Here is an 18,004-nt window from a genome sequence, read left to right as displayed (position 1 = left end):
CGGCAAGCCAGCTCCCACTTCGACTGCCTTGACCTCAAGCCATGTGGAGTCCTGTGGGAGCTGGCTTGCCGGCGATAGGGCCAGCGGAATCAACACATCAATCGGCGATAAAACTCACTCGTACCCGCAACCCGCCCTTCTCGCCATCATGCAGGCTCACCTGCGCCAGATGCGCCCGGCAGATCTCGCCGACAATCGCCAGGCCAAGCCCGCTACCCTGCGCACTGCGCCGGTAAAACCGCTCGAACACCCGCTCGCGCTCAGCCTCGGGAATACCTGGCCCATCATCCTCTACCTCCAGCACAGCCGGCGCCACCACCCGCAAAATCACATTGCCCCCCGCCGGCGTATGCGCCAGGGCATTGTCCACCAGGTTGCTCAACAGCTCGTTGAGCAGCGTCGGTTCACCCTTGAGCCATACGGGGGCCTCGGCCTCCAGGGCCAGCGCCACCCCGCGCTTGTGCGCCAGGGGCGCCATGGCCATGCCCAGCTCACGGGCCAGCTGGCTCAGGTCCAGGCGCTGCGCACCGCCTTCGGCAATTGCCCGTGCACCGTTCTCGACCCGCGCCAATGACAACAGCTGGTTAGCGAGGTGGGTCAGCTTGTCGGTGCCCTGGGCGGCAGATTCCAAGGTCTGCCGCCACTCCTGCGGCTCGGACGAGCGCAACCCCAACTCGACCCGCGCCTTCAGAGCTGCCAGCGGCGTACGCAGTTCATGGGCGGCGTCGGCGATGAACTGCGCCTGGCGCTCGAACTGGCCGCGCAAGCGCTCGGTAAAGTGGTTCAAGGCTCGCACCAACGGGCTCAGCTCGCGCTGCACCTGCACCACCGGCAAGGCCCGCAAATCATCCGGTTGGCGCTCCTCCACCGCCGTGCGCAGGCGCTCCAGCGGCCGCAACGCCGCGCTCACGGCAAACCACACCATCACCAGCGCGCCCAGCGCCAGCATGCCCAAACGCAGCAGGGTATCGGCCATCAGCCCACGGGCCATGCGCACCCGCGCCTCCTCGGTTTCGGCTACGCGGATCTCCGCCATGCCGTTCATGTTGGGCTCGCTCACTGCCTTCAGCAGGCTGACCACCCGTACATCCTGGCCAAGGTAGGTGGCGTTGTAGAACCGTGCCAGGGCCGGGTAGTCATCGGTGCGTGGGGTGCCTGGCGGCGGCGGCGGCAGGTTCTCATAGCCGGAAATCAGCCGCTGCTTGATGTCCAGTACCTGGTAGTAGATACGCCCGGCACTGTCGTAGGCGAAGGTGTCCAGCGCCACGTAGGGCACATCCGCGCTCAGCGAACCGTCACGCTGCGACAGGCCGGCGGCGATGGTCCGCGCCGAGGCCAGCAGGGTGCGGTCGTAGGCAGTGTCGGCGGCCTCGCGGCCATTCCAGTAAGCGCTCAGGCCGCTGGCCAGCATCAGCACTACCAGCAGCAGCGCCAGATTACCCAGCAAGCGCCCGCGCAGGCTGCCGTTGTCACGCATCGCGGTGCTCTAGCAGGTAGCCCAGGCCGCGGAAGGTGACGATGGCCACCGGGTGGCCGTCAAGCTTCTTGCGCAAGCGGTGGATGTAGATTTCGATGGCGTCGGGGCTGGCCTCTTCGTCCAGGCCAAACACCTGCGCCGCCAACTGCTCCTTGCTCATCACCCGGCCCGGGCGGGCGATCAGCGCTTCCAGCACGCTTTGCTCACGCGAGGTCAGGGTCAGGTTGTCGTCACCGAGGGTGAAGCGCCGGGTATCCAGGTCGTAAACCAGCGGCCCGCAGCGTTGCTGACGCTCGCCACCAAGCACACTGCGGCGCAGCAGGGCCTTGACCCGTGCTTCCAGCTCGGTCAACTCGAACGGTTTGGCCAGGTAGTCGTCGGCGCCCAGGTTAAGGCCATGGACCCGGTCCTTGACGTCACTGCGCGCCGTCAGCATCAGCACCGGCACGGTCTTGCCACGGCCACGCAGGCGCGCCAGCACCTCGAAGCCATCCATGCGCGGCAAGCCGACATCCAGCACAACCACGGCGTACTCCTCACTGGCCAGAGCCAGGTCGGCAGCCACGCCGTCATGCAGCACATCCACGGTCAGGCCGTGGCTTTTCAAGGCCTGGGCCACGCTTTCGGCCAGTTGCAGGTGGTCTTCGACCAGCAGCACACGCATCGGTTTCTCCCTGCTCGGGTGGGGCGGTGGCGCGGAGTGTACCGCTGTCCTCAGGCCTGTGAAGCCCCTTGTAACAAACCTTTCTCACTGAAAGGTTAGCGAAAGGTTCGTTGCCTAGCATCGCACCACGGTCGCTCCTCGCGCCGAAAAAAGCACCAGCAAGGTGCAACAAATAAGAACAATAAACGGAGTCATCGACGATGCTGTCATCGCAGCCGCAGGCGTTCACGCCTACCCGTTCCTTTGCCGCACGCCCCTCAGCCATCGCCAGCGCCCTCGCGCTTGCCGGTGTCGCCCCGATGAGCCAGGCCGCCTTCTTCGAAGACAGCACGGCCACCTTCGAAACCCGCAACATGTACTTCAACCGCGACTTTCGCGACGGTACCAGCGCGCAACAATCCAAGCGCGACGAGTGGGCCCAGGGCTTCATCCTCAATTTTGAGTCCGGCTATACCGATGGCACCGTAGGCTTTGGCCTGGACGCATTGGGCATGCTCGGCGTCAAGCTCGACTCCAGCCCCGACCGCACCGATACCGGCCTGCTGCCGACCCACGATGACGGCAAGGCCGCCGACGAATACTCCAAGCTGGGCCTGACCGGCAAAGTAAAGCTCTCCCAGACCGAGCTGAAAATCGGCACCCTGATCCCTGAACTGCCGACTCTGCAGCCCAACGACGGGCGCATCCTGCCGCAAACCTTCGAAGGCGGCCTGCTCACGTCCAGGGAAATCAAGGGCCTGACCTTCACCGGCGGGCGCCTGGACAAGGCCAAGGACCGCAACGACACCAACTGGGAAGACCTGGCGCTGAACAACAAGAATGGCCGCTTCGGTGGCACCTTCAGCGCCGACAACCTGACCCTGGGCGGCCTGGACTACCAGTTCACCGACCGCATCACTGGCAGCTACCACTTCGCCCAGCTCGACGATATCTACCGCCAGCACTTTATCGGCATGGTCGCCACCCAACCCTGGGGCCCGGGCACCTTCGGTGCCGACCTGCGCCTGGCGGTGAGCGACGATGCTGGCGCTGCCAAGGCCGGCAACATCGACAACACCACCATCAACGGCATGCTCAGCTACGCCCTGGGCGGGCACAAGGTCAGCGCTGCCTGGCAGCAGCTGTCGGGCGACAGCGCCTTCCCGTATGTCGATGGCGCCGACCCGTACCTGGTCAACTTCGTCCAGATCAACGACTTCGCCGGTGCCGACGAGCGTTCCTGGCAGGCGCGTTACGACTACAACTTTGCCGCGCTCGGCGTACCCGGCCTGACCTTCATGACCCGCTACATCAGCGGTGACAATGTCAGCCGCGCGACCGGTGGTGAAGGCAAAGAGTGGGAACGCAACACCGAACTGAAGTACGTGGTACAAAGCGGCCCGTTGAAGAACGTCGCCGTGCGCCTGCGCAACGCCACCTTCCGCTCCAACTTCGCCCGCGACGCGGACGAAGTGAGGCTGTTGGTCAGCTACAGCGTGGCGCTGTGGTAACCCCATAGCGGTAATCCAATAACAACAACGCTCACGGAGATAGACGATGACCTTTTCACTGCGCCGCCTCGTTCTCGCTACCGGCTGCCTGCTGTTGGCCGGCAACGCTCTGGCCGCCGAACCGAAACGCCCTGAATGCATCGCCCCCGCCTCGCCGGGCGGTGGCTTCGACCTGACCTGCAAGCTGGTGCAAAGCGCCCTGGTGCAGGAAAAGATCCTCAGCAAACCCATGCGCGTCACCTACATGCCCGGCGGTGTTGGCGCGGTGGCCTACAACGCCGTGGTCGCCCAACGCCCGGCCGATGCCGGTACCCTGGTGGCCTGGTCGAGCGGCTCACTGCTGAACCTGGCCCAAGGCAAGTTCGGCCGCTTCGACGAAAACGCAGTGAAGTGGCTGGCGGCTGTCGGCACCAGCTACGGCGCCATCGCCGTGAAAAGCGACTCGCCCTACAAGACCCTCGACGACCTGGTCGCGGCATTGAAAAAAGACCCGAGCAAGGTGGTGATCGGCTCTGGCGGCACCGTCGGCAGCCAGGACTGGATGCAGACTGCCTTGATCGCCAAGGCTGCCGGCATCAACCCGCGTGACCTGCGCTACGTGGCCCTGGAAGGCGGTGGCGAAATTGCCACGGCGCTGCTGGGCGGTCACATCCAGGTCGGCTCTACCGACATTTCCGACTCCATGCCGCACATTCAGAGCGGCAACATGCGCATCCTTGCAGTGTTTTCGCAAAACCGCCTGGACGAGCCCGAGATGAAAGACATCCCCACCGCCAAGGAGCAAGGCTACGACATCGTCTGGCCGGTAGTGCGCGGCTTCTACCTTGGGCCAAAGGTGAGCGACGAGGACTATGCCTGGTGGAAGGCTTCGTTCGACAAGATGCTGGCTTCGGAAGACTTCGCCAAGCTGCGTGACCAGCGCGAGCTGTTCCCGTTCGCCATGACCGGCGAAGAGCTGGACGGCTACGTGAAGAAGCAAGTGGCCGACTACAAGGCACTGGCCAGGGAATTTGGCCTGATCCAGTAAGCCTGTCGGATTCACCACCACCCCTGTGGGAGCGGCCTTGTGTCGCGATCGGGCGCGAAGCGGCCGCTAAACCTGCCGATGCGATGTGCCCGAAGCATCGTATCGGCTTTGCCAGGGGCCGCTGTGCGGCCCATCGCGACACAAGGCCGCTCCTACAGGACTTGCATCTCACTTGAGCAATCCCAACGAGGATTCCCCAATGATCCTGCAACGCATCTTCGCCCTGGCCCTGCTGGCGGTGTGCGCCGCCCTGGCCGTGATGGCCTGGCCCTACCAGGCGGCGTTTTCCTATGAACCGGTAGGCCCGCGCGCCTACCCACTGCTGATGCTTGGCCTCATGAGCCTGGGCCTCTTGTACCTGGTGTTCCGCCCCACGCCCATCGTGCGCAAGGACGACGAACCGGAACTGGACCGCGAAACCCTGACCAAGATCACCGCCTGCGTAGGCCTGCTGATCGTCTTCGCGGCCACCTTCGAAGCCCTGGGCTTCATCCTCAGCGCCATCCTGGTCGGCCTGCCCATGGCCCGGTTGTATGGCGGCCGCTGGCTGCAGAGCGCCATCGTGGTAGCCGGCATGAGCCTGCTTCTCTACTGGCTGTTCGACCGCGTGATGGACGTGCCCCTGCCCCTTGGCCTGCTCAGCGTACTGGAGAACTGACACATGGATACCTTGAGCTACCTGGGCCAGGGCTTCGGCGTTGCCCTGTCCCCTTACAACCTGGTCACCGCCCTCTCCGGCACCCTGATCGGCACTGTGGTCGGCCTGCTGCCGGGCCTGGGCCCGATCAACGGCGTGGCCCTGCTGATCCCCATCGCCTTCGCCCTGGGCCTGCCGCCAGAGTCGGCGCTGATCCTGCTGGCCGCGGTGTACCTGGGCTGCGAATACGGCGGACGTATCAGCTCGATCCTGCTGAACATCCCGGGCGAAGCCTCGACCGTGATGACCACCCTGGACGGCTACCCGATGGCTCGCCAAGGCCTGGCAGGCGTTGCCCTGTCGCTGTCGGCCTGGAGCTCGTTCATCGGCGCCTTCATCGCCACCTGCGGCATGGTGCTGTTCGCCCCGCTGCTGGCGAAATGGGCCATCGCCTTCGGGCCGGCGGAATACTTCGTACTGATGGTGTTCGCCATTGTCGCCCTGGGCGGCATGGCGGGTGACAAACCGTTGAAAACCTTCATTGCCGCCCTGATCGGCCTGTTCCTGTCGGCCGTCGGCATCGATGCCAACAGCGGCGTTTACCGCTTCACTGGTGACAGCGTGCACCTGGCCGACGGTATCCAGTTCGTGGTGCTGGTGCTGGGCCTGTTCTCCATCAGTGAAATCCTGTTGCTGCTGGAAAAGACCCACCATGGTCACCAGGCGGTAAAAGCGACCGGGCGCATGCTGTTCAACTTCAAGGAAGCGGCTTCGGTATTTGTGGTCAACATCCGCTGCGGCCTGCTCGGTTTCATCATGGGCGTTCTGCCTGGCGCCGGTGCAACGCTGGCGAGCGCCGTGGCCTACATGACCGAGAAACGCCTGGCTGGGGAAAGCGGCAAGTTCGGCAAGGGCGATGCCCGTGGCCTGGCAGCCCCGGAAACCGCCATCGGCGCGTCCTGCTGTGGCGCGCTGGTCCCGATGCTGACCCTGGGGGTACCTGGCTCTGGCACTACCGCAGTGATGATCGGCGCCCTGACCCTGTACAACATCACCCCCGGCCCAATGCTGTTCGAACAGCAGCCGGACATTGTCTGGGGCCTGATCGCTTCGCTGTTCATCGCCAACATCATGCTGGTGATCCTCAACATTCCGATGATCCGCATCTTCACCCGTATCCTCGCCGTGCCGAACTGGGCGCTGGTGCCGGTGATCGCCATCATCACGGCCATCGGCGTATACGCCGTGCATGCCACCACCTTCGACCTGTTCCTGATGGTCGGCATCGGCATCATGGGTTACATCCTGCGCAAGCTGGACTTCCCGCTGTCGCCGATCCTGCTCGGCTTCATCCTGGGCGGGCTGATGGAGCAGAACCTGCGCCGCGCACTGTCGATCTCCAACGGTGAACTGGGCATCCTCTGGTCGAGCCCGATCAGCATGGGCGTATGGGCGCTGGTGGTGTTGATGCTTACCCTGCCGCTGCTGCGCATCTGGCGCAAACGCAGCCTGCAGCGTCGGGCCCTGGCCGATGCCTGATCGACCGTTGCCGCTGTTTGTCGCAACCGGGCTGGTCGGCCTTGCTGGCGGTTACCTCGCCAGCAAGGTCGGCTGGCCTTTGCCATGGATGGTGGGTTCGCTGCTGGCGATCATACTGGTGCGCTGCCTGACACCTTGGCAACTGCCGGAGATTCCCAACGGCCGCAAATGCGGGCAGTGCATCATCGGCATCGGCATTGGCCTGCACTTTACGCCAGCGGTGATCGAACAGGTGGGCAGCCATTTTGCGCTGATCCTCTTCGGCGCCCTGTTCACCACCCTGTCCAGCGTAATCAGCGTGTGGCTGCTACGGCGCACCGGTGAAGACCGCGCCACGGCATTCTTCGCCAGCATGCCTGGAGGCTCGGGTGAGATGGTCAACCTGGGGGCCCGTAACGGTGCAGTGCTCAGCCAGGTGGCGGCGGCGCAGAGCCTGCGGGTACTGGCGGTGGTGCTGTGCGTGCCCGCGCTGTTCAAGTTTCTGCTGGGTGACGGGGTGCCGCTCAATCACGCCGGTAGCGTCAGCTGGGGCTGGCTGGGGGTGATCACTCCGCTCGGCATCGCCGTGGCATTCCTTTGGCAACGGTTGCGCCAACCCAACCCCTGGCTGTTCGGGCCATTACTGGTGGCGGCCACCGTCAGCCTGGCCGGTAACCTGCAGATCGCCCTGCCCAATGGCGCCAGCCAGATCGGCCAGTGGCTGATCGGCAGCGGCCTGGCCTGTCACTTCAACCGCGCATTCTTCCGCCGGGCCCCGTCGTTTCTGGCCCGCACGCTGCTGGCCACGGCACTGTGCATGGCCATTGCCGGCAGTGCCGCGTGGGTGTTGAGTGCGATGACAGCGCTGGACCTTCGTTCGCTTACCCTGGGCATGATGCCTGGAGGTATCGCCGAAATGAGCCTCACGGCCGAAACGTTGCAATTGTCAGTGCCGCTGGTGACGGCGCTGCAGGTGATGCGGTTGATCTTGGTGTTGTTTCTCGCAGAACCGCTTTTCCGCTTGTGGGATAACAGGTAATCGCGCTGCAAGCCCCCTGAAAATAGATAGTTACCACTTGCCCAGTGCCTGGGTGAATAGAGTCGGTTTGCTGCCCTCATCGGCGGCAAACCCACACACTTCCCGGCACTCAAGAGGTAATGATGAAGGTCCGTCTTTCTTGCAACTGTCGCTCGGCCATTGCCTGGGCTTGCCTTGCCTTCAGTGGAGGCAGTCTTGCCGCAGAGTCACCTGCACCCGTCCAGATCAACGTGGTCGCCATCAATGATCTTCATGGTTACATGGAACCCAACCCTCAAGACTACCCCAGCGCGCAGGGTGTTACCCGCCTGACTTATGGCGGCATTGCCACACTCGGCGCCATGCTCGATGAACTGCGAAAGCAAGACCCCGAACTGCTGTTCATTGGGGCGGGCGACCTGATAGGGGGCAGCCCCGCAACTTCAGCGCTCTGGGCTGACGAGCCAGTGCTTGAGGCCCTGAACTCGATGGGCATGATTGTCAGCTCATCCGGGAACCACGAACTGGATGCCGGCAAGGCGGAGTTCCTCCGCCAGATTCACGGAGGATGCGAATCAACGCGCCCGGAAAAGGCGTGCAAGTTCCGCGGCACCTTTCCAGGAAGTGGCTTCCCTTACATAGCCTCCAACCTGATCGATACCACGACGGGCAAACGCTTGCTGCCGGCCTACCATATCCAGGAGGTAAAAGGCGTCAAGATAGCGTTTGTCGGTGCAGTGCCGCGGAACATGGAAAAAGTGGTCTCGGCGAAAGCATTCGCAGGGCTCAAAGCCACGGATGAAGCGCACGCCATCAATGAAGTGATTCCGGAGCTGAAAGCCAAAGGCGTCAATGCAATCATTGCAGTCATGCACCAGGGGGGACATACCTCCGAGCCGTTCGACAAGCAGGATTGCAGCCAGCTGGATGGCGCAATCGTAAACGTGGCGAAACGGCTGGATCCCGCAGTAGATGCCGTGATCAGCGGCCATTCGCATGCCAGCTATCAATGCAAGGTCGGTGACCTGAGCATTACCCAGGCTGGCAAATACGGCCACTTCATGACCCAGTTGAAGTTGGAGGTAACGCCAGGAACCCATAACGTCAAAACCATCACCGCCCGCAATCTTCCGGTAGATCCGCAGGCTTACGTGCCGAATGCCAAGTTGACCAGCTTGCTGGAAGAAGTGCGTCACCGCTCCGGGGAAAAATTGCTCGAACCCATAGGCCGCATCGCCACAGCAGAGCTTAACCGCAAAGTAAATGCCGCCGGTGAAACCACCTTGGGGAACTTCGTCACGGATGCCCAACTGGCCATGACCCAGGCATTTCAGACACAGATTGCCTTCCTCAATCTGGGTGGGTTGCGAAGTGATCTTATACAGCCTGCCAACAGTGACCTGACCTACGAACAGTTATTCGCCGTACAACCGTTCGATAACCCACTGGTGGTTCAGGAGCTGACAGGCAAGCAGATCATTGAACTGCTCAACCTTCAATGGAACAGGGGCAATTTCAATCCACTGCAAGTATCCAAAGGTTTCCATTATGAATGGGATGGATCACGGCCGGCTGGCAGCCGGGTTGTCGAGGAAAGTGTACGTCTCGACGGTAAACGCGTTGAACCATCGACCTATTACCGGGTGGTCAGCAATCTGTTCCTGGCCGATGGTGGCGGTGGTTTGACCACGCTCAAGGAAGGAAGGCAACGTCAGGACGCTGGCATCTCCGACGTGGAGGCCTTGGTTGCGTATGTGCGCCAGAACCATGCGCGGGGTGTTGCAATTGGCCAAAGCGGCGAGCCACGTATCAGCATGACCCCCTGAGCAATCACGTACCCCACTGGGTTTTTCACAACGGGGGCAGTGCCCAGTCAATGGGCACAAGCCCCCGCTGCTCCAGGAAGCTGTTGGCCCGGCTGAAATGCCCACACCCCAGAAACCCGCGGTAAGCGGACAACGGCGACGGATGCACCGACTTCAGCACCAGGTGCTTGGTCCCGTCGATCAGCTTCTGCTTGCTTTGCGCATGCGCCCCCCACAACAGGAACACCACGTTCGGGCACTGCTCGCTGACCACCTGGATCACCCGATCGGTAAACAACTCCCAACCCTTCTTGGCATGCGACGCGGCATTGGCACGCTCCACAGTCATGGTGGTGTTGAGCAGCAGGACGCCCTGCTCGGCCCAGCTCTGCAGGTAGCCGTGGCTGGCGATCGGGATGTTCAGGTCGCGCTGCAATTCCTTGTAGATATTGACCAGCGACGGCGGCGTGGCCACGCCCGGCTGCACCGAGAAACACAGGCCGTGCGCCTGGCCCGGCCCGTGATAGGGGTCCTGGCCGAGTATGACCACCTTCACCTGATCCAGCGGTGTCGAGTTGAGCGCATTGAAGATCAGCGGCCCTGGCGGGTAGATTTCCTTCCCGGCGGCCCGCTCGCTGCGCAGGAACTCGCGCAGTTGATGCATGTAGGGCTGGTCGAATTCAGCGCGCAGTGCGGCTTTCCAGCTGGGTTCGAGTTTGATGCGATCGTCGTCAGTCATGGGGGCATCCGTAAACAATGGCGCGACACTAGGTAAGCCCATCCCGCTTGTCAAACGATCCGACCGACGACCGGCATGTTCGGGCAGGCAGGCCATACTTGTGCGATGACTGAGCGAGGTAGTCCATGGCCATTCATTGTGAGGTACTCACCGGCGCCGACGGCGCCCGCATCGGCATCGCAACCCTGGATGCGCCCAAGGCGCTCAATGCCTTGAACCTGCCCATGATCGAGGTGCTGGGCGAACAACTGCATGACTGGGCGCGCGACCCTGGGGTCGTCTGCGTGCTGCTGCGCGGTAACGGCAGCAAAGCATTCTGCGCCGGGGGCGATGTGCGGGCACTGGTGCAGGCTTGCCGTGAGCACCCCGGCAGCGTGCCGCCCTTGGCCGCCACGTTCTTCGCCGCCGAATACCGCCTGGATTACACCCTGCACACCTACCCCAAGCCGCTGCTGTGCTGGGGCCATGGGCATGTGCTGGGCGGCGGCATGGGGCTGCTGCAGGGCGCCAATGTACGCATTGTCACACCCAGTAGCCGGTTGGCGATGCCGGAAATCAGTATCGGCCTGTACCCCGACGTGGGTGCCAGTTGGTTCCTCGCCCGGCTGCCCGGCAAGCTGGGGTTGTTTCTGGGGCTGACCGGAGCGCCGATCAATGCACGCGACGCCCTCGATCTGGGCCTGGCGGACCGCTTTTTTGGGGAGCACCAGCAAGAGGCACTGATCGAAGAGCTGCTGCAACTGAACTGGCAGGAGCAGACCGCCCTGCAATTGAACAGCCTGCTCAAGGCCGAACAGCACCGCGCCTGCGCCGAGCTGCCCGAAGCCCAGTGGCTGCCACGGCGGCAGGTGATCGATGCGTTGCTGGATGTGGCCGATGCTGCAGCGGCCTGGCGGGCGTTGGAGGGGCTCAAGCACCATGACGACCCACTGCTTGCAGAAGCAGGCCAGCGGCTGCACGACGGCTGCCCGCTGACCGCGCACCTGGTGTGGGAACAGATTCGCCGGGCGCAGCACCTGTCTTTGGCGCAAGTGTTCCAGATGGAATACTGCATGAGCCTGAATTGCTGCCGCCACCCGGAATTCAGCGAAGGCGTGCGAGCCCGCTTGCTGGACAAGGACAACCACCCCCGCTGGCACTGGCCGGATGTGGCTCAGGTGCCGGCGGCGGTAGTCGAGGCGCATTTTTCCAAGGCGTGGGAGGGGCGGCATCCATTGGCGGATCTGAGTTGACTTCAAGGATCTGGGGCAGCGTTCATTCAACTAACGCTGCCAGTTTCCGCCTCGCCCTTGCCCAGGTCGGCCATCCCGGCGTCCGCCATCATTACCCTGCCCATTGGAGTGCCAGTCGCCGTGCTGGTAGCGCTGGCTGCCATCACGATAATCATGCCGGTCCCGATCCTGCCTGTAGTCCTGCCGATTGCGGTTGCCATAGTCATAGCGCGGGTTGCCGTGCCACTGGTTCACACCCGGCTGCGGATACGGCCGGTATTGCGGCGCGGGCGCCGACCGATAGTAATAACGCGGTGCCGGCTGGTAGTAATAGCGCGGTTGCGGCGCCACGTAGTAACGGTCATAGCGGTAGTACCCTGGCGACACGTAGCGGTCGGTAGAGTAGTAATCCGAGCGATAATAGCCCCCGCTCTCGTAGTACGGGGCGCAGGCAGAAGTCATCAGCCCCAAGAGGGCGATCAACAGGATTCGAGAGTACATGGCGGCCTCCTGGACCGCTGGAGTGCCCGAACAGCGGCGCTGGCGAGCATCGATGCATAACGCGTTCATCGACACTGAATAAGACCGCGAAGCCGAGGTGCAGTGCCGTTTATGCAATAATTTGATACAGGTGCGATAACCCCAAAAAACTTGCAGTCATTTGCCGGCCATCTCACTAGAATGGGCGCCCTGGCACACATCACGGGAAGATCATGCCGTTACGTTCCGCTCTGTTTTCGCAGCGCTCGCTGATCTTTACCCTGCTGGTGCTACTGGCCTGCGGCTTCCTCGCCACTTCACTGCTCAGCTACTTCGCCTCGCGCAGCGCCATTCGCGACGGCATCATCAATACCGAACTGCCGCTGACTTCCGACACGGTCTACTCGGAAATCCAGAAGGACCTTATCCGTCCGGTGCTGATCGCCTCGATGATGGCCCAGGACACCTTCCTGCGCGACTGGGTGCTGTCCGGCGAGCAGGATACCGAGCGCATGACGCGCTACCTTGGCGAAGTCATGGGCAAGCAGGACACTTCCACATCCTTTTTCGTGTCTGACCGCACCCTCACTTATTACCAGGCCAAAGGCGTGCTGAAGCACGTCGAACCAGGCACATGGCGAGATGCCTGGTATTTCCGCCTGCGTGACCTCAAAGCCCCCTATGAGATCAACGTCGATCTGGACATGGCCAACCAGGACAGCCTGGCGGTCTTCATCAACTACCAGGTGCACGACTACCAGCACCGCTTCATCGGTGCCGCCGGCGTCGGGCTGAGCGTATCGTCGGTAGTCAAGCTGATCGACCAGTATCAACGCCGCTACCAGCGTTCGGTGGTGTTCACCGACGCCAAGGGCAGGGTGTTGATGACCGGCTCGGAAGGTGGCCCGCATGGTCTGCGGGTCGGCCAGCCGCTCAGCGACAACCCCGAACTGAACGACGTACTGGCCGAGCAGTTGGTGCCCGGTGAAGGCAGCCACGAATACCGCGACAGCGACAACCACAGCCACTTCCTGAATGTGCGCCACCTGCCCGAACTGGACTGGTACCTGTTGGTGGACAAGCGCGAAACCGGCGCCCTCGACCGCATCCGCCACTCTCTGTACCTGAACCTGGCCATCTGCGCGATGATTACGCTGGTGGTCCTGGCGCTGGTGCATGCCATGGTCCGCCGTCACCAGGCCAGCACCGAAGCCCTGGCTACCCTCGACAGCCTCACCGGCCTGCCCAACCGGCGCAGCTTCGACCTGCTCGCCGCCCAAGCCCTGCACGAAGCCCAGCGCGACAGTGGGCCGCTGGTGGCATTGCTGATCGACCTGGACCACTTCAAGGCGCTGAACGACACCCATGGCCACCTGGCAGGCGACGAAGTGCTGCGCCAATTCGCCAATGTACTGCAAGGCAGCCTGCGCCAGTCAGATATACTGTGCCGCTGGGGCGGTGAGGAATTCATCGTGCTGCTGCGTGAAGCCGAAGGCCGACAGGCCATCGAGGTGGCGGAAAAGATCCGCCGCCGTGCCGAACAGTTGACCTTCAGCTACGAAGAACAGCCGCTGCGCCTGACTATCAGCATCGGCCTGAGCAGCCTGCAGCCAGGGGATACCCTGCACGCCCTGCTGACCCGCGCCGATCGTGCGCTTTATCGTGCCAAGCAGGCCGGCCGCAACCGCGTCTGCAGTGAAACCCGCCATGAATGACAGCCAACACTGCCCCGCTTGCGGAGCCCTGAACCAATGCAGCCTGGCCGACCCGCGTCGGGCCACCCAGGCTTGCTGGTGCTATAGCGTAAGTATCGATCCGGCCGTGCTGCAGGCCCTGCCCGCCGAGTTGCGGGACAAAGCCTGCCTGTGCCCGCGCTGCGCCGCCGTTGAGGCACAACTGCGCTCCACCACTCCCCACTGACCTGCTCCAATGCGCCTCGACCGTTTCCTCGCCAACCTCCCCTGCCACAACCGCCAGCAAGTTCGCCTGATGCTGGCGCAACGCCGTGTGCGCCTGGATGGCCGAGTAGTCAGCGACCCGCTGACCGAGGTGCGTGAATTCAACCGTGTCGAGCTGGACGAGCAATTGCTCCAGGCGGGCCGCCCCGCGCGTTACCTGATGCTGCACAAGCCACAGGGTTGTGTCAGCGCCACCCAGGACCCGCAACACCCCACCGTGCTCGACCTGCTGCCCACAGCACTGCGTGATGACCTGCACATTGCCGGGCGCCTGGATTTCAACACCACCGGGTTGATGCTCCTGACCAACGATGGCCAATGGTCTCGGCGCCTGACCCAGCCTGCCACCAAGCTGCCAAAGCATTATCTGGTGGAAACCGAAAACGAAATTGGCGAGCACTATGTGGCCAGGTTCCGTGAGGGCTTCTACTTTGCCTTCGAGAACCTGACTACCCAGCCCGCCCAGCTGGATATCCTCGGCCCGCGCCGGGCTCGGCTGGCGATCGTCGAAGGGCGCTATCACCAGGTCAAACGCATGTTCGGGTTCTTCGACAACAAGGTGGTGATGTTGCACCGGGAGAGCATGGGAGCGATCCGCCTGGACCCGGGATTGGCGCCGGGGGACTTCCGGGAGCTGACGGCGGCAGAGATAGCCACTGTATAGGCCGGCACAGACAGTGCAGGGTCGTCATACGACCACTGAGCGACAAAAGTCACATTTCCCCCCGAACGGCACTTGCGCGATCCGCGACCCACTGCTTGAATCCAAATCGTCAGTCTGCATGTGACTACCAAGTCACGCTTGCAGTCGAAGACACTTTTTGCCGGCTACCCAAAGCCTTGATGCCTTGGGGCACGGCAAATTGCCCGCCAAAAACAATACCGTCGACGCACGTGCCAAGGATCGACACAGGGCCCCCCGGTTTCTCTTCAGGCAAATGCCTACCTGTCATAAAGAACGTGCACCCTAGGTGACGCGAATACCCTTTTTGCGCCAGGAGTCGATGACATGAGGCCAGAAATCGCTGTACTTGATATCCAAGGTCAGTATCGGGTTTACACGGAGTTCTATCGCGCGGATGCGGCCGAGAATACGATCATCCTGATCAATGGCTCGCTGGCCACCACCGCCTCGTTCGCCCAGACGGTACGTAACCTGCACCCGCAGTTCAATGTAGTACTGTTCGACCAGCCATATGCCGGCAAGTCCAAGCCGCATAACCGTCAGGAGCGCCTGATCAGCAAGGAGACCGAGTCGCATATCCTCCTGGAGCTGATAGAGCACTTTCAGGCAGACCATGTAATGTCGTTCTCGTGGGGTGGCGCAAGCACGCTGCTGGCGCTGGCGCACCAGCCGCGGAACGTGAAGAAGGCAGTGGTGAGTTCGTTCTCGCCGGTGATCAACGAGCCGATGCGCGACTATCTGGACCGTGGCTGCCAGTACCTGGCCGCCTGCGACCGGTATCAGGTCGGCAACCTGGTAAACGACACCATCGGCAAGCACTTGCCGTCACTGTTCAAGCGCTTCAACTACCGGCACGTCAGCAGCCTGGACAGCCACGAATACGCGCAGATGCACTTTCACATCAACCAGGTACTGCAACACGACCTGGGACGAGCGCTGGAGGGTGCGCGGAATATCGACATCCCGGTACTGTTCGTCAACGGCGACCGCGACGAATACACCACGGCCGAAGATGCCCGGCAGTTCGGCAAGCATGTGGGCAGAAGCCAGTTCAGCGTGATCCGCGACGCGGGGCATTTCCTCGACATGGAAAACAAGACCGCCTGCGAAAATACCCGTAGCGCCCTGCTGGGCTTCCTCAAGCCGACTGCGCGTGAGCCTCGTCAACACTACCGGCAGGTTCAGCAGGGGCAGCATGCGTTGGCCATCTGAGCGCCTCGGCACTCTGTAGCTGATCCCGCAAGCCATGGGGTGCCGACAAGCTTTTTTATAACTTGGGCTTCTAATTCTTGGAGGGTTCTGGTAAAAAGTGCTGCGCAGACGCGGGTATAGTTTAGTGGCAAAACGAAAGCTTCCCAAGCTTTAGTTGAGGGTTCGATTCCCTCTACCCGCTCCACATTGCATTCCAGCATGACGTTCCAGCAACGTCATCGCAGTCAAAAGGAGCCTTGGCTCCTTTTTTCGTTTCTGCCCCCACGTTGACCTGGCCCATGGCCAATTGCCTGCTGATCCGCTTCAATGCCCTGCGGATGTATACGCGTGCACGCGAAACGGCTTGTGGCGCATATGCTCAATGGATTCGTGAAACATTTCGAAAGGATGACGCATGTTTCTTTCCCGCTGGCTACCGGGCCTTGCCAACCTGCTGCACTACCGCCGCGAGTGGCTGCATGCCGACCTGCAGGCCGGGCTCTCGGTCGCAGCGATCCAGATCCCCATCGCCATCGCCTATGCGCAAATCGTCGGCCTGCCGCCACAATACGGCCTGTATGCCTGCGTTCTGCCCATGATGGTCTATGCCCTGGTCGGCAGCTCGCGGCAACTGATGGTCGGCCCCGATGCCGCCACCTGCGCGATGATCGCCGGTGCTGTGGCTCCGCTGGCCATGGGCGACCCGCAGCGCATCGTCGAACTGTCGGTAATCGTCACCGTGCTGGTCGGCGTGATGCTGATTGCTGCCGGCCTTGCCCGTGCCGGCTTCATCGCCAGCTTCTTCTCGCGGCCAATCCTGATCGGCTACCTCAACGGCATCGGCCTGAGCCTGATCGCGGGGCAGCTGTCCAAAGTAGTAGGGTTCAAGATCGAAGGCGACGGTTTCATCCTCAGCCTGATCAATTTCTTCCAGCGCCTGGGGGAAATTCACTGGGTCACGTTGCTCATCGGCCTGTCCGCCCTGGGCTTGCTGATCTGGCTGCCGCGGCGCTACCCGCGCCTGCCTGCAGCCCTCACGGTAGTGGCGCTGTTCATGCTGCTGGCCGGGCTGTTCGGCCTTGACCGCTTCGGCGTTGCCGTCCTGGGCCCGGTACCTGCCGGCATCCCGCAGCTGGCCTGGCCGCACAGCAACCTGGAGGAAATGAAAAGCCTGTTGCGCGACGCCCTGGGTATTGCCACCGTCAGCTTCTGCAGCGCGATGCTGACAGCGCGCAGCTTTGCCGCCCGGCATGGCTATGCGATCAACGCCAACCACGAGTTCGTCGCCCTGGGCGTCAGCAACCTGGCGGCCGGCATCTCCCAGGGCTTTGCCATCAGCGGCGCCGACTCGCGTACGGCAGTCAACGACATGGTCGGTGGCAAAAGCCAGCTGGTGGGCATCATCGCGGCATTGGTGATCGCCCTGATCCTGCTGTTCTTCACCGCGCCCATGGCGTGGATCCCGCAGGGTGCACTGGGCGCCGTGCTGCTCATGGCCGGTTGGGGGCTGATCGACATCAAGTCACTGGGCAGCATCCGGCGTCTTAGCCGCTTCGAGTTCTGGCTGTGTCTGCTGACCACGGTCGGCGTACTGGGTCTGGGCGTGCTGCCCGGTATCGTGTTTGCCGTCACCCTGGCGATCCTGCGCCTGCTGTACAGCATCTACCAGCCCACCGATGCCGTACTGGGCTGGCTGCCTGGGACCGAAGGCCAGGTCGACATCCGCAAATTCAAGGACGCGCGCACCGTGCCAGGGCTGGTGGTGTACCGCTTCGACGACGCGATCCTGTTCTTCAACGCCGACTACTTCAAGATGCGCCTGCTCGAGGCGGTACAGAGCCAGGACCAGCCCAAGGCCGTGCTGTTCGATGCCGAAGCAGTCACCAACATCGACGTCAGCGGCATCGCTGCCCTGCGTGAAGTACGCGACACCCTGGCCGCGCAAGGCATCTTCTTTGCCATCGCACGCGCCCGGGGTACGTTCCTGCGCATGCTGGTGCGCTCGGGGATGGCGCGGGAAATGGAAGACAAGCTGCTGTTCGGATCGGTACGGGCCGGGATTCGCGCGTACCGGGTGTGGCGCAACCGGAACCGCAGTGTGCCG

16 protein-coding genes and 1 tRNA gene are annotated in these 18,004 nt (G+C 62.6%); 13 read left to right on the top strand and 4 right to left on the bottom strand.

Going from position 1 to position 18,004, the window contains the following annotated elements:
• Positions 1–97 precede the first annotated feature (97 nt).
• Complete coding sequence (locus tag ACK1VC_RS14050; RefSeq protein ID WP_016488836.1) at positions 98–1,477, bottom strand: sensor histidine kinase; 1,380 nt, start codon at positions 1,475–1,477, stop codon at positions 98–100.
• Entirely contained in the window at positions 1,470–2,141 is a 672-nt protein-coding gene (locus ACK1VC_RS14045; protein ID WP_016488837.1) for a response regulator, read from the bottom strand. Before ACK1VC_RS14045 ends, ACK1VC_RS14050 begins: the two co-directional genes overlap by 8 nt.
• Before the next feature lie 200 nt (positions 2,142–2,341).
• Here ACK1VC_RS14045 and ACK1VC_RS14040 point away from each other — a divergent pair, with 200 nt between their 5' ends.
• The 6 genes from ACK1VC_RS14040 (at position 2,342) to ACK1VC_RS14015 (ending at position 9,657) form a co-directional block, all read left to right on the top strand.
• Entirely contained in the window at positions 2,342–3,631 is a 1,290-nt protein-coding gene (locus ACK1VC_RS14040) for an OprD family porin (RefSeq protein ID WP_016488838.1), read from the top strand.
• Between the two features lie 46 nt (positions 3,632–3,677).
• On the top strand, positions 3,678–4,658 hold the full coding sequence (locus tag ACK1VC_RS14035; protein WP_070086523.1) for a Bug family tripartite tricarboxylate transporter substrate binding protein: 981 nt from the start codon (positions 3,678–3,680) through the stop codon (positions 4,656–4,658).
• A 199-nt stretch (positions 4,659–4,857) separates the two neighbouring features.
• The gene (locus tag ACK1VC_RS14030; protein ID WP_016488840.1) at positions 4,858–5,316 is read left to right on the top strand and encodes a tripartite tricarboxylate transporter TctB family protein; all 459 of its coding nucleotides are present in this window, start codon (positions 4,858–4,860) and stop codon (positions 5,314–5,316) included.
• Positions 5,317–5,319: 3 nt separating this feature from the next.
• Complete coding sequence (locus tag ACK1VC_RS14025) at positions 5,320–6,834, top strand: tripartite tricarboxylate transporter permease (protein ID WP_016488841.1); 1,515 nt, start codon at positions 5,320–5,322, stop codon at positions 6,832–6,834.
• Positions 6,827–7,852 (top strand): AbrB family transcriptional regulator, encoded by a 1,026-nt coding sequence (locus ACK1VC_RS14020; protein ID WP_191086923.1) that lies wholly within the window; start codon positions 6,827–6,829, stop codon positions 7,850–7,852. The genes ACK1VC_RS14025 and ACK1VC_RS14020 overlap by 8 nt, the downstream gene beginning before the upstream one ends.
• Positions 7,853–7,974: 122 nt before the next feature.
• Positions 7,975–9,657, top strand: coding sequence for a bifunctional metallophosphatase/5'-nucleotidase (locus tag ACK1VC_RS14015; RefSeq protein WP_016488843.1), 1,683 nt, complete (start codon positions 7,975–7,977; stop codon positions 9,655–9,657).
• Positions 9,658–9,682: 25 nt separating this feature from the next.
• Here ACK1VC_RS14015 and ung read toward each other — a convergent pair whose 3' ends face one another.
• Positions 9,683–10,375, bottom strand: a complete 693-nt coding sequence (ung, locus tag ACK1VC_RS14010; protein WP_016488844.1) for a uracil-DNA glycosylase — start codon at positions 10,373–10,375, stop codon at positions 9,683–9,685.
• A 125-nt stretch (positions 10,376–10,500) separates the two neighbouring features.
• Between ung and ACK1VC_RS14005 the strand changes: the two genes are divergently transcribed.
• Positions 10,501–11,607, top strand: coding sequence for an enoyl-CoA hydratase/isomerase family protein (locus tag ACK1VC_RS14005; protein ID WP_016488845.1), 1,107 nt, complete (start codon positions 10,501–10,503; stop codon positions 11,605–11,607).
• Between the two features lie 30 nt (positions 11,608–11,637).
• Here ACK1VC_RS14005 and ACK1VC_RS14000 read toward each other — a convergent pair whose 3' ends face one another.
• Positions 11,638–12,087, bottom strand: coding sequence for a hypothetical protein (locus ACK1VC_RS14000; RefSeq protein ID WP_016488846.1), 450 nt, complete (start codon positions 12,085–12,087; stop codon positions 11,638–11,640).
• A gap of 212 nt (positions 12,088–12,299) precedes the next feature.
• Here ACK1VC_RS14000 and ACK1VC_RS13995 point away from each other — a divergent pair, with 212 nt between their 5' ends.
• The 6 genes from ACK1VC_RS13995 to ACK1VC_RS13970 form a co-directional block, all read left to right on the top strand.
• Positions 12,300–13,781 (top strand): sensor domain-containing diguanylate cyclase, encoded by a 1,482-nt coding sequence (locus ACK1VC_RS13995; RefSeq protein WP_016488847.1) that lies wholly within the window; start codon positions 12,300–12,302, stop codon positions 13,779–13,781.
• A complete protein-coding gene (locus tag ACK1VC_RS13990) occupies positions 13,774–13,986 on the top strand; it encodes a cysteine-rich CWC family protein (RefSeq protein ID WP_080641083.1) in 213 nt (70 codons plus the stop codon). Before ACK1VC_RS13995 ends, ACK1VC_RS13990 begins: the two co-directional genes overlap by 8 nt.
• Positions 13,987–13,995: 9 nt before the next feature.
• Complete coding sequence (locus tag ACK1VC_RS13985) at positions 13,996–14,688, top strand: pseudouridine synthase (RefSeq protein WP_016488848.1); 693 nt, start codon at positions 13,996–13,998, stop codon at positions 14,686–14,688.
• Positions 14,689–15,033: 345 nt separating this feature from the next.
• Positions 15,034–15,921, top strand: coding sequence for an alpha/beta fold hydrolase (locus ACK1VC_RS13980; protein ID WP_191086924.1), 888 nt, complete (start codon positions 15,034–15,036; stop codon positions 15,919–15,921).
• Between the two features lie 110 nt (positions 15,922–16,031).
• A tRNA-Gly gene (locus tag ACK1VC_RS13975) sits at positions 16,032–16,105 on the top strand.
• 210 nt (positions 16,106–16,315) lie between these two features.
• On the top strand, positions 16,316–18,004 hold a 1,689-nt coding region (locus ACK1VC_RS13970; RefSeq protein ID WP_449117971.1), incomplete at its 3' end, for a SulP family inorganic anion transporter.

The organism is Pseudomonas sp. XP2 (genome assembly GCF_053557975.1).
The sequence above is the reverse complement of the archived record's forward strand: the minus strand, read 5'-3'. Positions and strand labels throughout refer to the sequence as shown.